At 65.3% G+C, this 17521-nt stretch carries 12 protein-coding genes and 1 tRNA gene; all 13 read left to right on the top strand.

Translation table 11 applies throughout. The annotated features are described in order from the left end of the window. Window positions 1-88: 88 nt before the first annotated feature. The 13 genes from AC1RVW_RS12800 to AC1RVW_RS12740 all read left to right on the top strand — a co-directional run bounded on the left by AC1RVW_RS12800 (window position 89) and on the right by AC1RVW_RS12740 (window position 17463). Window positions 89-164: transfer RNA gene (locus AC1RVW_RS12800), tRNA-Trp, on the top strand. A 101-nt stretch (window positions 165-265) separates the two neighbouring features. After that, entirely contained in the window at window positions 266-649 is a 384-nt protein-coding gene (gene secE / locus AC1RVW_RS12795; RefSeq protein ID WP_081269555.1) for a preprotein translocase subunit SecE, read from the top strand. Further along, entirely contained in the window at window positions 650-1261 is a 612-nt protein-coding gene (nusG, locus tag AC1RVW_RS12790) for a transcription termination/antitermination protein NusG (protein ID WP_081269556.1), read from the top strand. A 143-nt stretch (window positions 1262-1404) separates the two neighbouring features. Then, complete coding sequence (rplK, locus tag AC1RVW_RS12785) at window positions 1405-1836, top strand: 50S ribosomal protein L11 (RefSeq protein ID WP_019658337.1); 432 nt, start codon at window positions 1405-1407, stop codon at window positions 1834-1836. After that, window positions 1837-2535: a 50S ribosomal protein L1 gene (rplA, locus tag AC1RVW_RS12780; protein ID WP_081269557.1), complete on the top strand. Its 699-nt coding sequence runs from the start codon at window positions 1837-1839 to the stop codon at window positions 2533-2535. Between the two features lie 246 nt (window positions 2536-2781). Continuing rightward, the gene (gene rplJ / locus AC1RVW_RS12775) at window positions 2782-3315 is read left to right on the top strand and encodes a 50S ribosomal protein L10 (protein WP_081269558.1); all 534 of its coding nucleotides are present in this window, start codon (window positions 2782-2784) and stop codon (window positions 3313-3315) included. A 42-nt stretch (window positions 3316-3357) separates the two neighbouring features. Next, complete coding sequence (gene rplL, locus AC1RVW_RS12770; RefSeq protein WP_081269559.1) at window positions 3358-3732, top strand: 50S ribosomal protein L7/L12; 375 nt, start codon at window positions 3358-3360, stop codon at window positions 3730-3732. Between the two features lie 250 nt (window positions 3733-3982). Further along, entirely contained in the window at window positions 3983-8107 is a 4125-nt protein-coding gene (gene rpoB / locus AC1RVW_RS12765; RefSeq protein ID WP_081269560.1) for a DNA-directed RNA polymerase subunit beta, read from the top strand. Between the two features lie 21 nt (window positions 8108-8128). Further along, complete coding sequence (gene rpoC / locus AC1RVW_RS12760) at window positions 8129-12364, top strand: DNA-directed RNA polymerase subunit beta' (protein ID WP_081269561.1); 4236 nt, start codon at window positions 8129-8131, stop codon at window positions 12362-12364. 101 nt (window positions 12365-12465) lie between these two features. After that, the gene (locus tag AC1RVW_RS12755) at window positions 12466-13065 is read left to right on the top strand and encodes a LemA family protein (RefSeq protein ID WP_106935873.1); all 600 of its coding nucleotides are present in this window, start codon (window positions 12466-12468) and stop codon (window positions 13063-13065) included. 69 nt (window positions 13066-13134) lie between these two features. Continuing rightward, window positions 13135-14514 carry a 16S rRNA (cytosine(967)-C(5))-methyltransferase RsmB gene (rsmB, locus tag AC1RVW_RS12750; RefSeq protein ID WP_442805190.1) on the top strand — a complete coding sequence of 460 codons (1380 nt, stop codon included), beginning with the start codon at window positions 13135-13137 and terminating at the stop codon, window positions 14512-14514. A 55-nt stretch (window positions 14515-14569) separates the two neighbouring features. Then, window positions 14570-15136 carry a DUF4390 domain-containing protein gene (locus AC1RVW_RS12745; protein ID WP_493200275.1) on the top strand — a complete coding sequence of 189 codons (567 nt, stop codon included), beginning with the start codon at window positions 14570-14572 and terminating at the stop codon, window positions 15134-15136. Next, window positions 15133-17463: a sensor histidine kinase gene (locus AC1RVW_RS12740; RefSeq protein ID WP_409194781.1), complete on the top strand. Its 2331-nt coding sequence runs from the start codon at window positions 15133-15135 to the stop codon at window positions 17461-17463. Before AC1RVW_RS12745 ends, AC1RVW_RS12740 begins: the two co-directional genes overlap by 4 nt. The last annotated feature ends 58 nt before the right edge of the window (window positions 17464-17521 follow it).

Raw genomic sequence — 17521 nt, 5'->3', positions numbered from 1 at the left:
CTTCGCCATCCGTGAAGGCGGCCGCACCGTGGGTTCGGGCGTCGTTGCCAAGATCCTCGACATCTAAGCCGGACGCACAGAGTACCGGAGGGGTATAGCTCAATTGGCAGAGCGTCGGTCTCCAAAACCGAAGGTTGTAGGTTCGATTCCTACTGCCCCTGCCACTTAGGTGGCACCCCTAAAGCCCATCGTGACCCGATGGGCTTCGGCGTCTCAAGAGACGCATTGAATTGAAGGCCTACAGGCCACAGGAAATCAGCCAACCATGGCCACATCTCAAATCGAAACCGTGAGCACCGGCGCCGACAAGGCCAAATTGGCCGTGGCTGTCGTGCTGGCAGTGGGCGCCATCGTGGCGTTCTACCTGCTGTCGCGCCAAGGCTCGGTGGTGCAATGGGCTGCGCTGCTGGTCGGCCTGGCTGCGGCCGTGGCCGCCTTCGGCAGCTCCGAGAGTGGCCGTCAGTTGTGGGCTTTCGGCCGCGACTCGTGGCGCGAGGTCAAGAAGGTCGTCTGGCCGACCCGCAAGGAAGCGATGCAGATGACGGCCTATGTGTTCGCCTTCGTGGCGATCATGTCCGTCTTCCTCTGGCTCACCGACAAGACGCTCGAATGGGTGTTTTTCGACCTCATTCTGGGCTGGAGAAAATAAATGACCGACGACGCAGTTGAAACCACGCCGAGCACGCCGGAGGAAGAAAACACCTCCGTGCTGGCTCCCGCCGCCAACCCCGATCTGCGTTGGTACGTGGTGCATGCCTATTCGGGCATGGAGAAGGCTGTCGAGCGCAACATCACCGAGCGCATCAACCGCGCCGGCATGCAGGACAAGTTCGGCCGCATCCTGGTCCCGACCGAAGAAGTGGTCGAGATCAAGAACGGCCAGAAGCGCACCACGGAGCGCCGCTTCTTCCCGGGCTATGTGCTGGTCGAAATGATCATGGACGACGAGAGCTGGCACCTGGTGAAGCACACCAACAAGGTGACGGGTTTCGTGGGCGGTGCCAAGAACCGTCCGGCTCCGATCTCGCAGAAAGAGGTCGAGGACATCGTCAGCCAGATGCAGCAGGGCACCGAAAAGCCGCGCCACAAGGTCGAATTCACCGTCGGCGAGTTCGTGCGCGTCAAGGAAGGCCCGTTCACCGACTTCAACGGCACGGTCGAGGAAGTCAACTACGAGAAGAGCAAGGTCAGCGTGTCGGTCATGATTTTCGGCCGTGCGACCCCTGTGGAACTCGAATTCAGCCAGGTCGAAAAGACCTGACGACCCACCGGCCTTTGCGCCGGTGTCATTGTTTCCGGCTGCGCGCTGTCCGACTCGGCGCGCGGCCTTGATCCCGAAGAGTCGTTTAACCCCGGGGAGCCTTGGCCGCAAGCCAAGGCGATATCACCCGCAAGGAGCAAAGCATGGCGAAAAAAATCGTCGGCTTCATCAAGCTGCAAGTCCCAGCTGGTAAGGCCAACCCGTCCCCGCCGATCGGTCCCGCACTCGGTCAGCGTGGTCTGAACATCATGGAATTCTGCAAGGCGTTCAACGCGCAAACGCAGAGCTACGAGCCGGGTCTGGCACTGCCGGTGGTCATCACCGCCTTCGCCGACAAGAGCTTCACCTTCATCATCAAGTCGCCGCCGGCCGGCGTGCTGATCAAGAAGGCGATCAAGCTCGACAAGGGTTCCGCACGTCCTCACACCGACAAGGTCGGCAAGATCACGCGCGCCCAGCTCGAAGAGATCGCAAAGACCAAGATGAAGGACCTGACCGCGGCCGACATGGACGCAGCAGTTCGCACCATCGCCGGTACCGCCCGCTCGATGGGCGTGAATGTGGAGGGCGTGTAAATGTCCAAGATCACCAAGAAGCAAAAGTCGCTCGAAGGCAAGGTCGACAGCAACAAGCTGTACCCGCTGGCTGACGCGATCACCATCGTCAAGGACGCTGCCACCGCCAAGTTCGACGAATCGATCGACGTGGCTGTGCAGCTCGGCATCGATGCGAAGAAGTCGGACCAGGTCGTGCGTGGCGCCGTCGTGCTGCCCAACGGCACCGGCAAGACCAAGCGCGTCGCCGTGTTCGCCCAGGGCGCCAAGGCTGAAGAAGCCAAGGCCGCCGGCGCCGACATCGTCGGCATGGACGACCTGGCTGCCATGGTCAAGGCTGGCGACATGCCTTTCGACGTCGTGATCGCTGCCCCCGATGCCATGCGCGTCGTCGGTACGCTCGGCCAGATCCTCGGCCCGCGCGGCCTGATGCCGAATCCGAAGGTCGGCACCGTGACCCCGGACGTCGCCACGGCAGTGAAGAACGCCAAGGCCGGCCAAGTTCAGTTCCGCGTCGACAAGGCCGGCATCGTGCACGGCACGATCGGCCGTCGCTCGTTCGACAACGACAAGCTGCAAGGCAACCTCGCCGCGCTGATCGACGCTCTGGTCAAGGCCAAGCCCGCGACCAGCAAGGGCGTGTACCTGCGCAAGGTGGCCGTGTCGTCGACCATGGGTCTGGGTGTCCGCGTGGACACGCAAACCATCTCGGCGAGCTAAAGAGATTTGCTCCACCTCGCAAGGGTGGGGCGGATGTGGTGGGTCGCGGCGGCTTCGGTTGCCGCGGGCCATCCAAGACCGCTGGTGTGCAGGGTGCTGCACTTAATCGCCGGACCTCCCTGTCCGGTATCCAGCGCAGATGGCGATCCCGCTGCAAGGAATTTGTTTTTTTGTTCCTGACAGTTGGTCGCTGCATGAAGCGCGATCCGAGGCCCCGGCCGAAGGTCGCATTAAAAGGAGTAGACCTTGAGTCTGAATCGCAGTGAGAAAGAAGCGGTCATCAGTGATGTGACCAGCCTCGCCGCAAAAGCTCAAACGCTCGTGATGGCGGAATACCGTGGCATCACGGTGGCCGACATGACCAAACTGCGCAACGAAGCTCGCAGCAAGGGTGTGAGCCTGAGTGTTCTGAAGAACACCCTGGCCCGCCGTGCTGTCGCTGGTAGCGCGTTTGAGATTGTTGGCGACCAGATGACCGGTCCGCTGATCTACGGCTTCTCCGAAGACGCTGTGGCCGCCGCCAAGGTGGTGGCCGATTTCGCGAAGACCAACGACAAGCTGGTCATTCGCGGCGGCGCCTTCGGTGGCAAGGCCCTGGACGTCGACGGCGTGAAGCAACTGGCCAACATCCCTTCGAAGGAAGTGCTGCTGGCGCAACTGTTGGGCTTGATGCAATCCCCCATCTCTCGTACCGCCCGCGTGCTCGCGGCGCTGGCCGAGAAGCGTGGTGGTGGCGAAGCTGCACCCGCCGATGCACCGGCAGAAGCACAGGCCGCTTGAGCCTGCGTTTGAAATATTCAACCCAATTGTTAGGAAACAAAAATGGCATTCGATAAAGACGCATTTCTGACCGCGCTCGACAGCATGACGGTCCTGGAACTCAACGACCTGGTCAAGGCCATCGAAGAGAAGTTCGGCGTGAGCGCCGCTGCAATGGCCGCTCCCGCAGCTGGCGGCGGCGCTGCCGCTCCGGCCGCTGAAGAGAAGACCGAATTCAACGTCATGCTGATGGATGCTGGCGCGAACAAGGTTTCGGCGATCAAGGCAGTGCGCGAAATCACCGGCCTGGGCCTCAAGGAAGCCAAGGACCTGGTGGAAGCCGCTCCCAAGGCCGTCAAGGAAGGCCTGTCGAAGGCTGACGCTGAAGCCGCCAAGAAGAAGCTGGAAGATGCCGGCGCCAAGGTGGAACTGAAGTAATTCAGACCCCCTAGAGGGCTGGAGGCGCCTGAAAAGGCCCTCCAGCCTTTGCCGCTTTCAGAGCGCACCCGAAAGCCGCCGCATCGACGCGGTTTTCGAGTGTCTTCTGACCCCGACTGCAGAAGACCCCTTGGTTCGGGCGATGTGCAACGCATCGCTGTCCGCCAACGGCTGGTAGTGGCCAGCCGCCAAGCAGTGGTGCCTCGGCACCTCTGACAAGTCGCTGAAGATCTCAAGCTCCGGAGCTCTCATGGCCCAATCGTCCGCGTACAGTTACACCGAACGCAAGCGCATCCGAAAAAGTTTCGGCAATCGCGACAGCGTCGTAGAAATCCCCTACCTGCTGCAGATGCAGAAAGACGCGTACACCGCGTTCCTGCAAGCCGGCATTCCCCCGAAACAACGTACCGTCGAAGGCCTGCAGGCCGCGTTCGACGCCGCCTTCCCGATCGTCTCGCACAACGGTTTTGTCGAGATGAAGTTCCTCGAGTACAACCTCGCGAAACCCGCCTTCGACGTGCGCGAATGCCAGACCCGCGGTCTGACCTTCGCCTCGGCCGTGCGCGCCAAGGTCCAGCTCATCATCTATGACCGCGAGTCGTCGACTTCGCAGTCGAAGGTGGTCAAGGAAGTGAAGGAACAAGAGGTCTACATGGGCGAAGTGCCGCTCATGACGGACAAGGGTTCGTTCATCATCAACGGCACGGAACGCGTGATCGTTTCGCAGCTGCACCGTTCGCCGGGCGTGTTCTTCGAACACGACAAGGGCAAGACGCACAGCTCGGGCAAGCTGCTGTTCTCGGCCCGCGTGATCCCCTACCGCGGTTCGTGGCTCGACTTCGAGTTCGACCCGAAGGACATGCTGTACTTCCGCGTCGACCGTCGCCGCAAGATGCCGGTCACGATCCTGCTGAAGGCCATCGGCCTGAACCCGGAATCGATCCTCGCGAACTTCTTCGTGAACGACAACTTCCGCCTGATGGACAGCGGCGCGCAGATGGAGTTCGTCTCCGAGCGCCTGCGCGGCGAAGTCGCGCGCTTCGACATCACCGACAAGTCGGGCAAGGTCGTGGTCGCCAAGGACAAGCGCGTCACCGCGCGCCACACGCGCGAACTCGAGCAGGGCGGCACCACGCACATCAGCGTGCCGGAAGACTTCCTGATCGGCCGCGTGATCGCCCGCAACATCGTCGATGCCGACTCCGGTGAAATCCTGGCCAAGGCCAACGACGAGCTGACCGAAGCGCTGCTGAAGAAGCTGCGCACGGCCGGCGTGCAGGACGTGCAGGTCATCTACACGAACGAACTGGACCAGGGCGCGTACATCTCGCAAACGCTGCGCATCGACGAAACCGTCGACGAGTTCGCAGCGCGCGTGGCCATCTACCGCATGATGCGCCCCGGCGAGCCGCCGACGGAAGACGCAGTGCAGGCCCTGTTCCAGCGCCTGTTCTACAACCCGGACACGTACGACCTGTCGCGCGTCGGCCGCATGAAGTTCAACGCCAAGGTCGGCCGTGACGAGTCGACCGGCCCGATGGTGCTGACCAACGAAGACATCCTGGCCGTGGTCAAGATCCTCGTCGACCTGCGCAACGGCAACGGCGAAGTCGACGACATCGACCACCTGGGCAACCGCCGCGTGCGTTGCGTCGGCGAACTGGCCGAAAACCAGTACCGCACCGGCCTGGCACGTATCGAGAAGGCCGTGAAGGAGCGTCTGGGTCAAGCGGAACAAGAGCCGCTGATGCCGCACGACCTGATCAACAGCAAGCCGATCTCGGCCGCGCTGAAGGAATTCTTCGGTGCTTCGCAGCTGTCGCAGTTCATGGACCAGACGAACCCGCTGTCCGAAATCACCCACAAGCGCCGCGTGTCGGCCCTTGGCCCGGGCGGTCTGACGCGCGAACGTGCAGGCTTCGAAGTGCGTGACGTGCACGTGACCCATTACGGCCGCGTGTGCCCGATCGAAACGCCCGAAGGCCCGAACATCGGCCTGATCAACTCGCTGGCCCTGTACGCCCGCCTGAACGAATACGGCTTCATCGAGACGCCGTACCGTCGCGTGGTCGACAGCAAGGTCACCAACGAGATCGACTACCTGTCGGCCATCGAGGAAGGCAAGTACGTCATCGCCCAGGCCAACGCGGCCCTGGACAAGGACGGCGTGCTGACCGGCGACCTGGTCTCCGCGCGCGAAGCCGGCGAATCGATCCTGGTCGGTGCCGAACGCATCCAGTACATGGACGTGTCGCCCGCGCAGATCGTGTCGGTGGCCGCCTCGCTCGTGCCGTTCCTGGAGCACGACGACGCGAACCGCGCGCTGATGGGCGCCAACATGCAGCGTCAGGCCGTGCCCGTGCTGCGCCCCGAAAAGCCGATGGTCGGTACCGGTATCGAACGCGTCTCCGCGGTCGACTCGGGCACCGTGGTCACGGCCACCCGTGGCGGTATCGTCGACTACGTCGATGCGACCCGTGTCGTGGTGCGCGTGAACGACGCCGAAGCGGCTGCCGGTGAAGTCGGTGTGGACATCTACAACCTGATCAAGTATCAGCGTTCGAACCAGAACACCAACATCCACCAGCGTCCCATCGTCAAGCGCGGCGACAAGATCGCCAAGGGCGACGTGGTGGCCGACGGCGCATCGACCGACCTCGGCGAACTGGCTCTCGGCCAGAACATGCTGATCGCGTTCATGCCCTGGAACGGCTACAACTTCGAAGACTCGATCCTGATCTCGGAACGCGTCGTCGCGGAAGACCGCTACACCTCGATCCACATCGAGGAACTGGTGGTGATGGCTCGCGACACCAAGCTCGGCGCCGAAGAAATCACGCGCGACATCCCGAACCTGGCCGAGCAGCAGCTCAACCGCCTCGACGAATCCGGCATCATCTATGTCGGCGCCGAAGTGCAGCCGGGCGACACGCTGGTGGGCAAGGTCACGCCGAAGGGCGAGACCACGCTGACGCCTGAAGAGAAGCTGCTTCGCGCCATCTTCGGCGAGAAGGCTTCCGACGTGAAGGACACCTCGCTGCGTGTGGACCAGGGCTCGCAAGGCACCGTGATCGACGTGCAGGTGTTCACCCGCGAAGGCATCACGCGCGACAAGCGTGCCCAGCAGATCATCGACGACGAGCTCAAGCGCTTCCGCCTCGACCTGAACGACCAGCTTCGCATCGTCGAAGCCGACGCGTTCGACCGTATCGAGAAGCTGCTGACCGGCAAGGTCGCCAACGGCGGCCCGAACAAGCTGGCCAAGGGCACCAAGCTCGACAAGGCTTACCTGTCGTCGGTCGAGAAGTTCCACTGGTTCGACATCCGCCCGGCGGAAGACGAAGTGGCGACGCAGCTCGAGTCGATCAAGAACTCGCTGGAGCAGACGCGCCACAGCTTCGACCTCGCGTTCGAAGAAAAGCGCAAGAAGCTCACGCAGGGCGACGAGCTGCCCGCGGGCGTGCTCAAGATGGTCAAGGTCTACCTGGCCGTCAAGCGCCGCCTGCAGCCCGGCGACAAGATGGCCGGCCGCCATGGCAACAAGGGTGTGGTGTCGAAGATCGTTCCGGTCGAAGACATGCCCCACATGGCCGACGGCACGCCGTGCGACATCTGCCTGAACCCGCTGGGCGTGCCCTCGCGGATGAACGTGGGCCAGGTGCTCGAAGTGCATCTGGGCTGGGCCGGCAAGGGCGTGGGCCAGCGCATCGGCGACCTGCTGCAGCAGGAGGCCAAGGTGGCCGAGCTGCGCAAGTTCATGGAGCAGCTGTACAACGGCTCGGGCCGTCCGGAAGACCTCAGCCAGCTGAGCGACACCGAACTGCTCGCGATGGCCGCCAACCTGCAAAGCGGCGCCACGTTCGCGACGCCGGTGTTCGACGGCGCCTCGGAAGAGGAAATCCGCGGCATGCTGAAGCTCGCCTACCCGGACGACATCGCCAAGCTCAAGGGCTTGACCGAAACGCGCACGCAGGCGTACCTGTTCGACGGCCGCACCGGCGACCAGTTCGAGCGTCCCGTCACCGTCGGCTACATGCACTTCCTGAAGCTGCACCACCTGGTCGACGACAAGATGCACGCCCGTTCCACCGGCCCGTACTCGCTCGTCACGCAGCAACCGCTGGGCGGCAAGGCGCAGTTCGGCGGCCAGCGTTTCGGGGAAATGGAAGTGTGGGCGCTGGAGGCTTACGGCGCCGCCTACGTCCTGCAGGAAATGCTGACCGTGAAGTCCGACGACGTGCAAGGCCGTACCAAGGTGTACGAGAGCATCGTCAAGGGCGAGCACTCGATCGAAGCCGGCATGCCGGAATCGTTCAACGTGCTGGTCAAGGAAATTCGTTCGCTGGGTCTCGACATCGAGCTCGAGCGTTCTTAATTTGAAAAGGGAAAGAGTCTTATGAAATCGCTACTCGACCTGTTCAAGCAATTCACGCCCGATGAGCATTTCGATGCCATCAAGATCGGCATGGCTTCGCCCGAGAAGATCCGTTCGTGGTCTTTCGGCGAGGTGAAGAAGCCGGAGACGATCAACTACCGCACGTTCAAGCCCGAGCGCGACGGCCTGTTCTGCGCCAAGATCTTCGGCCCCATCAAGGACTACGAGTGCCTGTGCGGCAAATACAAGCGCCTGAAGCACCGCGGCGTGATCTGCGAGAAGTGCGGCGTTGAAGTCACGCAGACCAAGGTGCGTCGCGAGCGCATGGGTCACATCGATCTGGCCGCGCCCTGCGCCCACATCTGGTTCCTGAAGTCGCTGCCGTCGCGCCTGGGCCTCGTGCTCGACATGACGCTGCGCGACATCGAACGCGTGCTGTACTTCGAAGCCTACGTGATCACCGACCCCGGCATGACCCCGCTGAAGAAGTTCGGCATCATGTCCGAGGACGACTACGACGCGAAGCGCAAGGAATACGGCGACGAATTCATCGCCAAGATGGGCGCCGAAGGCATCAAGGACCTGCTCGAAGGCATCGAACTCGACAGCGAGATCGAACGCCTGCGCGGCGACCTGACCGGCTCCGAAGTCAAGGTCAAGAAGAACTCCAAGCGCCTGAAGGTGCTGGAAGCCTTCCGCAAGTCGGGCATCAAGCCCGAGTGGATGGTGCTCGACGTGCTGCCCGTGCTGCCGCCGGACCTGCGTCCGCTGGTGCCGCTGGACGGCGGCCGCTTCGCGACCTCCGACCTGAACGACCTGTACCGCCGCGTCATCAACCGCAACTCGCGCCTGCGCCGCCTGCTGGAGCTGAAGGCTCCGGAAATCATCGCGCGCAACGAAAAGCGGATGCTGCAAGAGGCGGTCGACTCGCTGCTGGACAACGGCCGCCGTGGCAAGGCCATGACGGGCGCCAACAAGCGCGCGCTGAAGTCGCTGGCCGACATGATCAAGGGCAAGAGCGGCCGCTTCCGCCAGAATCTGCTGGGCAAGCGCGTCGACTACTCGGGCCGTTCGGTCATCGTGGTGGGCCCGACGCTCAAGCTGCACCAGTGCGGCCTGCCGAAGCTGATGGCGCTCGAGCTGTTCAAGCCCTTCATCTTCTCGCGCCTGGAAGCCATGGGCATCGCGACGACGATCAAGGCTGCCAAGAAGGAAGTCGAATCGGGCACGCCGGTGGTCTGGGACATCCTGGAAGAGGTCATCAAGGAGCACCCGGTCATGCTGAACCGCGCTCCCACGCTGCACCGACTGGGCATCCAGGCCTTCGAGCCGATCCTGATCGAAGGCAAGGCCATCCAGCTGCACCCGCTCGTCTGCGCGGCATTCAACGCCGACTTCGACGGCGACCAGATGGCCGTCCACGTGCCGCTGTCGGTGGAAGCGCAGATGGAAGCCCGCACGCTGATGCTGGCCTCCAACAACGTGCTGTTCCCGGCTTCGGGCGAACCGTCGATCGTTCCTTCGCAGGACGTGGTGCTGGGTCTGTACTACACGACCCGCGACCGCATCAACGGCAAGGGCGAGGGCCTGATCTTCTCCGACATCGGTGAAGTGCAGCGCGCGCTCGACGCCAACGAAGTCGAACTCACCGCCAAGGTGGCAGTGCGCATCACGGAGTACACCAAGAACAAGGAAACCGGCGAATTCACGCCGTCGACCTCGCTCGTGGACACCACCGTGGGCCGTGCCCTGCTGTCCGAGATCCTGCCGAAGGGCCTGCCGTTCTCGAACATCAACAAGGCGCTGAAGAAGAAGGAAATCTCCAAGCTCATCAACGTCTCGTTCCGCAAGTGCGGCCTGAAAGAGACCGTGGTGTTCGCCGACAAGCTGCTGCAGAACGGCTTCCGCCTGGCGACCAAGGCCGGTATCTCGATCGCCATCGACGACATGCTGGTGCCTGCCGAGAAGCACGGCATCATCGAGCGCTCCGCCAAGGAAGTGAAGGAGATCGAACAGCAGTACGTCTCCGGTCTCGTGACCTCCGGCGAACGCTACAACAAGGTGGTGGACATCTGGGGCAAGGCCGGCGACGAAGTGTCGAAGGTCATGATGGCCAAGCTGTCGAAGCAGAAGGTCATCGACCGCCATGGCAAGGAAGTCGAGCAGGAGTCCTTCAACTCGATCTACATGATGGCCGACTCGGGCGCCCGCGGTTCAGCGGCCCAGATTCGCCAGGTGGCCGGTATGCGTGGCCTGATGGCCAAGCCGGACGGCTCGATCATCGAGACGCCCATTACCGCGAACTTCCGCGAAGGCCTGAACGTGCTGGAGTACTTCATCTCCACCCACGGTGCCCGCAAGGGTCTGGCCGACACGGCACTGAAGACGGCGAACTCGGGTTACCTGACCCGTCGTCTGGTCGACGTGACGCAAGACCTGGTCGTGACCGAGCAGGACTGCGGCACGCACGGCGGCTACCTGATGCGCGCCATCGTCGAAGGCGGTGAAGTGATCGAATCGCTGCGCGACCGTATCCTCGGCCGCACCGCAGCCGACGACGTGCTGCACCCGGAAAACCGCTCGGTGCTGCTGAAGGCCGGCGAGATGTTCGACGAGGACACCATCGAGGCGCTGGAAGCGCAAGGCGTCGACGAGGTCAAGGTCCGCACCGCGCTGACCTGCGAAACCCGCTTCGGCATCTGCGCGACCTGCTACGGCCGCGACCTGGGCCGCGGCGGCCTGATCAACATCGGCGAAGCCGTCGGTGTGATCGCCGCGCAGTCCATCGGTGAACCCGGCACGCAGCTGACGATGCGTACCTTCCACATCGGCGGTGCCGCTTCGCGCGCTGCCATCGCCTCGAGCGTGGAAGCCAAGTCGAACGGCTCGATCGGCTTCAACGCCACGATGCGCTACGTGACCAACAGCAAGGGCGAGCTGGTCGTGATTTCGCGTTCGGGCGAGATCGTCATCCATGACGAGCACGGCCGCGAGCGCGAACGTCACAAGGTGCCGTACGGCGCCACGCTGACGGTCAAGGCGGACCAGCAGATCAAGGCCGGCCACGTGCTCGCCAACTGGGACCCGCTGACCCGCCCGATCATTACCGAGTTCGCCGGCAAGACGCAGTTCGAGAACGTCGAGGAAGGCCTCACGGTTGCGAAGCAGGTGGACGAAGTGACCGGCCTGTCGACCCTGGTGGTCATCGACCCGAAGCGCCGCGGCGCTGCCAAGGTCGTGCGCCCGCAGGTGAAGCTCATCGACGCTTCCGGCGCCGAAGTGAAGATCCCGGGCACCGACCACTCGGTGACGATCGGCTTCCCGATCGGCGCGCTGGTGCAGGTGCGTGACGGCCAGGACGTGGGCCCCGGCGAAGTGCTGGCGCGTATTCCGGTCGAAGGCCAGAAGACCCGCGACATCACCGGCGGTCTGCCGCGCGTTGCCGAGCTGTTCGAAGCCCGCTCGCCGAAGGACAAGGGCATGCTGGCCGAAATGACCGGCACGGTGTCGTTCGGCAAGGAGACCAAGGGCAAGATCCGCCTGCAGATCACCGATCCGGAAGGCACGGTCTGGGAAGACCTCGTGCCGAAGGAAAAGAACATCCTGGTGCACGAAGGCCAGGTGGTGAACAAGGGCGAATCCGTGGTCGACGGCCCGGCGGACCCGCAGGACATCCTGCGCCTGCTGGGTTCCGAAGAACTGGCGCGCTACATCGTGGACGAAGTGCAGGACGTGTACCGCCTGCAGGGTGTGAAGATCAACGACAAGCACATCGAGGTGATCGTTCGCCAGATGCTGCGCCGCGTCGTGGTCGACAACATCGGCGAGACCGGCTACATCTCCGGCGAACAGGTCGAACGCAGCGAAATGCTCAACACCAACGACGCCCTGCGCGCCGAAGGCAAGATCCCCGCGACGTTCACCAACCTGCTGCTGGGTATCACGAAGGCTTCGCTGTCGACCGACTCGTTCATCTCCGCCGCTTCGTTCCAGGAAACGACGCGCGTGCTGACCGAAGCCGCGATCATGGGCAAGCGCGACGAGCTGCGCGGCCTGAAGGAAAACGTCATCGTCGGCCGCCTGATTCCCGCGGGCACCGGCATGGCGTACCACCAGGCACGCAAGGTCAAGGACGCCATGGACGAGGCCGAGCGCCGCGCCATCGCCGAATCGGAAGCGGCCGAGCTGGCCGGCTCCGGCGACAGCGATGCAGCGACCACCACGGTCGACGCCAGCGAAGGCGCCGCGACCGAATAACTGGTTAGCATCACCGGCCATGACCGGTACCCCACGCCCCCCGACCGCCCCGGTTGGGGGGCGTTTTTCTTTGTGCTTTGGCTGATGAGGTTTTGTCGTCGATGAGTCTGTTGCCTGAATCGCTGGCCAGCTGGATCGTGATCGCGGTGCTGCTGTTCTGGTTTGTCGGCGCCTACAACCGGCTGGTGCGCCTGCGCGCCGCCGTGCTGCAGAGTTACGGCACGCTCGATGCGGCACTGCGCAAGCAGCTCGATTTCGTGCAGGCCAGCATCACCGCCGCGCCGCCGGCCGAGGCGCCGGCGAACGAGCTGCTTTCTTCCATCGCGCCGCTGCAGGCATCGACCACGCAACTGGGCATCCTGCTGGGCGCGACGCGGTCGAGGCCGCTCGATGCGGGCGGCATGGCCGCGCTGGCCACTGCGCTGCAGGTGTGGATCGGTGCGTGGCAGCGCCAGCATCCGGATGCGGTGACGATGTTCGAGCCCGACGGCACGCTCGCGCGGCCGGCGCAACAACAACAGCAACCGTCGCTCCAGGGGGCGCCCGACCCCATCGCCTGGCCCGAGCCTTCGGCGGCGGCGGAGATCGCGCGCAACCAGTTCAATCTTGCGGTGAAACAGTACAACGCCGCGATCGCCCAGTTCCCCGCGGTGCTGGTGGCATGGGCCGTGCGTCTGCGTCCGGCCGCGCCGCTGCTCTGACGCGGTCGTTTTTTTCTTTCCATTGCACGGCGCCCGGCTTTTCGCGGGCCCGTTACCATCGCCCCCAACTTGGCTGAACTACCTTCCGATCTCCCCAGCAGCGGTGCTCCGCCGTCGCTGCAACCGCCGCTCTGGCGCCAGCTGCAATTGACCGCGGTGGCGCTGGCGTCGATTCGCGCCGGCACCTCGGGTTCCGTCGCCTTCGAAGCCGTCGAGCCCGCGCTGCGCCCCGGGGTGCAGGCGCTCGGTTTCCAGGTGCTGCGCTGGCTCGGCCGCGCCGAAGCGCTGCGCCGCCATCTGGCCAAGCGCACGCCGCCGCCGCTGCCCGACGCGCTGCTGTGCACCGCCCTGGCGCTGGCATGGGACAGCGAGCGCGCGCCCTACGAGCCGTTCACGCTGGTCGACCAAGCCGTCGAGGCCGCCAAGCGCAACCCGGCCACACGGGCGCAGGCCAGCTTCATCAACGCCTGCCTGCGGCGCTTCCTGCGCGAGCGCGACGAACTCGTGGCCGTGACCGACTCCGAGCCGGTCGCGCAGTGGAACCATCCGCGCTGGTGGATCGAGCGGCTCAAGCGCGACCATCCCCGCGAGTGGCAGCGCGTGCTCGCCGCCGACAACGCGCAGGCGCCGATGACCTTGCGCGTCAATGCCCGCAAATCGACGGCTGCCTCCTATCTGGTGGAACTCGAGGCCGCCGGCCTTTCCGCCATCCGCGTGGGCCCCAGCGGCCTTCAGCTGGCGCGTGCCCGGCCGGTGCAGCAGCTGCCCGGCTTCGCCGAAGGCGCCTGTTCGGTGCAGGACGCGGCCGCGCAAATGGCCGCGCCCCTGCTGCTCGACGGCCTGCTGCCGGCCACGCCCGGCGGCGCGCCGCTGCGCGTGCTCGACGCCTGCGCCGCGCCCGGCGGCAAGACCGCTCACCTGCTCGAGCTGGCCGGCCCGGACGCCATCGACGTGACCGCGCTCGAAGTCGACGCCGTGCGCAGCCGCCGCATCGACGAGACCCTGTCGCGCATCGGCCTGAAGGCCCGCGTGCTGGTGGCCGATGCCGCCCGCCCCGCCGACTGGTGGGACCGCAAGCCGTTCGATGCGATCCTGCTCGACGCGCCATGCACCGCATCGGGCATCGTGCGCCGCCATCCCGACGTCCGCTGGCTGCGCCGCGAGAGCGATACCGCCCAGCTCGCCGTCCAGCAGGCCGCGCTGCTGGCCGCGCTCTGGCCGCTCGTGCGGCCCGGCGGGCGGCTTCTTTACTGCACCTGTTCCGTCTTCCGGGAAGAGGGTTCGCAACAAATTGATGCGTTTCTTGTACACAACACCGACGCACGATTGCTGCCATCGCCTGGCCATTTGCTGCCCCAAAGCGGGTCGAATGCCCGTGGCGTCCCGGACAATCCCTCTGGTGATCACGACGGCTTCTTCTACGCCCTGCTTGAAAAGCGCCCGCATTGAGTCGCGGCGCGTGCCGCTCCTGCTGGCCGTGCTGCTGTGGGCCTGGGCGATGTGGATGGCGTGGCTGCCGGCTCCGGCGGCCGCGCAGGGGCGTCCCACCACGTCCATCAGCCAGATGCGGCTGGAACAGGCCGACGACAGCGTCTACCTGAGCGCGGTCGTGCAGTTCGAGCTGCCCTCGCTGGTCGAGGAGGTGCTCGACAAGGGCATCGCCATCTATTTCGTGGCTGAGGCCGAGATTTTCCAGGAGCGCTGGTACTGGACCGACCGCAAGGTCGCGCAGGTCCAGCGCCACATGCGGCTGGCCTACCAGCCGCTCACACGGCGCTGGCGGCTCAATGTGTCGCCGGTGCCCATCACCGGCGCTGCCGGCCTCGGCATTTCGCTGAACCAGAACTTCGACACCCTGAGCGACGCGCTCGACGCCATCAAGCGCGTCGGGCGGCTGCGGCTGGGCGACGCGGCCGAGATCGGCGACGACCCGCTGCACCAGGTGACCTTCCGCTTCCGCCTCGACACCTCGCAGCTGCCGCGCCCGTTCCAGATCGGCGTGGTCGGGCAGGCCGACTGGAACATTGCCGTCGAGCGCACCGCGCGGCTCGCGGTGGAGAAGGAAAAGTGAGCACCTCCCCGCGCAGCGGCGCAGCGGCCACGCCCGCCGCGAGCCGCGCGCGTGCGATGCGCTGGGCCATCGGCGTGGGAGCCGCGCTGGTCACGGCCATCGGCCTGGTGCTGATGTTCCTGCTCGCGCAGGCCACCAACAACCGCGCGCTGTACGAGCGCTACTACGTGCGCCTGTTCGGCATCAACGTGGTGGTGGCGGTGCTGCTGGTGCTGGTGATCGGCTGGGTCGCGTTCCGGCTGCTGCGGCGGCTGCGGCAGGGCAAGTTCGGCAGCCGGCTGCTCATCAAGCTGGCGGCCATCTTCGCGCTGGTGGGTGTGGTGCCGGGGGCGCTGGTCTACGTGGTGTCCTACCAGTTCGTCGCGCGTTCGATCGAAAGCTGGTTCGACGTCAAGGTGGAAGGGGCGCTCGATGCCGGCCTGAACCTCGGCCGCGCCACGCTCGACTCGCTGTCCGACGACCTCGCCGCCAAGGCGCGCAGCGCCAGCGGGCAGCTCGCGCAGGTGCCCGACGCCAGCGCGGGCCTGGTGCTGGAGCGCATCCGCGACCAGCTCGAGGCGACGGATGTGATTCTCTGGACCGGTTCGGGCCAATTGGTGGCCAGCGCCGGCTCGTCGCGTTTCCAGCTCAACCCCGAACGGCCGACCGCGCAGCAGTTCCGCCAGGTGCGGCCCGAACGCGCGGTCGCGCACATCGAAGGCCTGGACGAAACCGCCATGCCCGGCGCCACGCCGCCGGTCGCGAGCGTGCGTGCGCTCGCCATGGTGCAGCGCCCCGGTTTCGACTTCGACACCGCGCCGCGCTATCTGCAGGTCACGCGTCCGTTGCCGCCGGCCGTGGTGGCCAATGCGCTGGCGGTGCAGGAGGCCAACCGCGAATACCAGGAGCGGGCGCTCGCGCGCGAAGGCTTGCGCCGCATGTACATCGGCACGCTGACGCTGAGCCTGTTCCTTGCGGTGTTCGGTGCGGTGCTGCTGGCCGTGCTGTTCGGCAACCAGCTCGCGCGCCCGCTGCTGGTGCTGGCCGATGGCGTGCGCCAGGTGGCCGCCGGCGACCTGCGGCCCACGGCCGTGCTGCAGGGCAAGGACGAACTGGGCGGCCTCACGCGCTCGTTCGCCGTCATGACCCAGCAGCTGGCCGACGCGCGCGGCGCGGTCGAGAAGACCATGGGCCAGCTCGATGCCGCCCGCGCCAATTTGCAGACCATCCTGGACAACCTCACCTCCGGCGTGATCGTGCTCGACGCCAAGGGCACGGTGCTGTCGACCAACCCCGGCGCCACCCGCGTGCTGCGTGCGCCGCTCGCGGCCTACGAGGGCCAGCCGCTGGTCGACGTGCCCGGCCTCGCCGAGTTCGGTGCCAAGGTGCAGCAGCAGTTCGACGATTTCCTGGTCGAGCGCATGCAGCACGGCCTCGACCATTGGCAGCACGCCTTCGAGCTCCACGCCTCGGGGCACGACATGCCGCAGCAGGACGGCGCCATCAACATCGTCGCCCGTGGCGCCGAGCTGCCCGGTGCCGCGCGGCTGCTGGTGTTCGACGACATCTCGGAGATCGTCTCGGCGCAGCGCGCCCAGGCCTGGGGCGAGGTGGCGCGCCGCCTCGCGCACGAAATCAAGAACCCGCTGACGCCGATCCAGCTGTCCGCCGAGCGGCTCGAGATGAAGCTGTCCGGCAAGGTGCAGCCGCCCGAGCAGGCGGTGCTCGTGAAGTCGGTGAAGACCATCGTCGACCAGGTCGATGCGATGAAGCGGCTGGTCAATGAATTCCGCGACTACGCGCGGCTGCCCGCCGCCGACCTCAAGCCGGTCGACCTCAACGCGCTGCTGGCCGACGTGCTCCAGCTCTACAACGCCGAGAGCCTGCCCATCGTGCTGCGCTCCGAACTCGACGAGCGCTGCCCGCCGATCCGCGGCGACGCGCAGCAGATCCGGCAGGTGATTCACAACCTGTTGCAAAACGCGCAGGACGCCGCCGAGGCCGCGGCCAGCGGCACCGGCCGGCGGGGCGAGGTCGTCATCCGCACGCGCCTGGGCGATTCGGGCCAGCGCGTGCGGCTCACCGTGCAGGACAGCGGCCCCGGCTTTGCCGAGAACATTCTCAAGCGGGCCTTCGAACCCTATGTCACGACGAAAACTAAAGGTACCGGTTTGGGCCTTGCCGTCGTGAAGAAGATCGCGGATGAGCACGGTGCGCGCATCGAGCTTTCCAACCGCGTTGTCGACGGGGCTGTAGCAGGGGCACAAGTCTCGCTATCATTCGCGCTGGCAAGCGAGCCGCGGGCAGCGGTCGCTCACACCGAAGATTCGAAATCTTCCGCCGCCTGAGCGCTTACGATTTCCGTCGCCCAGGCGATGGCCGGACCGGCGGACCTTACACACCATT

The organism is Variovorax sp. MPBD4-3, from assembly GCF_058809745.1.
This window is presented reverse-complemented; position numbering and strand designations above follow the sequence as displayed.